This is a genomic window from Polaromonas sp. P1_E11 (assembly GCF_056405995.1).
Genome location: NZ_JBFUBA010000017.1, coordinates 1 through 745 on the forward strand (window position 1 = coordinate 1; position 745 = coordinate 745).

The following is a 745-nucleotide window of genomic DNA, read 5'->3' on the forward strand; positions in this document are numbered from 1 at the left end:
GCGCCGGTGAGGTCGCGGATCGCGCCGACCGCGGCGTCGCCGGGGCGCGCGGGATCTTCGCTGAGATATTTGGTCGTGACGACCGCGCCGCCCGGGCTTCGCGCGACGACATCGGTGAAGGTGCCGCCGCGGTCGATCCAGATATGCCAGTCAGTCGGGGGTGCCATCGTCCGGCCAGCGAATGACGATGGAGAGGCTGTTGTCAACCGCGGTGCGGCTCCAGCTGCCCTTCAACTGCCGCTCGATCAGGGTGCGGATGAACTGGGTGCCGAAGCTTTCGGTGTCGATGTGCGGGGTTTCGGGGAGATCGCTTTCGGTCCAGTCGAGTTCGATCTCGCCCCCGTCGCGGCGCCAGCCGACCGCAAGTTGGCCCTGGCCCGCGAGCGCGCCATATTTGATGCTGTTGGTGACGAATTCGTGGATCGCCAGCGACAGCGCCTGCGCACCCTCGTCGTCCAGGCGGACGTGGGGCCCCGAAATGGCCGCGAGCTGTTGGTCCGGCACCCCGGCCAGTTCGAGTTCGCGGTGGACGATGCGGTCGAGCTCGACGCTGCCGACCGCGCCGGTGACGAGCATCTGCTTGGCGTCGGACAGCGCGCGCATGCGGCCGTCGAAGCGGGCCTCGAAATCCTCGAGGCTTTCCGATTCGCGCAAGGTGATGCGCGCGAGCGCGCCGATGCGCGCGAAGGCGTTTTTCATGCGGTGCGCCATTTCGCCGATCATCAGCTCGCGGTCGGCGGCGCGC

Annotated in this window: 2 protein-coding genes; both read right to left on the bottom strand. The window is 68.3% G+C overall.

Annotated elements, in window-relative coordinates; translation table 11 throughout:
* A partial coding sequence (locus AC1D11_RS22195) for a hydantoinase/oxoprolinase N-terminal domain-containing protein (protein WP_477651501.1) occupies positions 1-167 on the bottom strand: 167 nt, incomplete at its 3' end.
* Positions 151-745 (bottom strand): sensor histidine kinase (locus AC1D11_RS22200; RefSeq protein ID WP_477651500.1); only part of this gene is annotated, 595 nt, incomplete at its 5' end. The genes AC1D11_RS22195 and AC1D11_RS22200, both read right to left, overlap by 17 nt.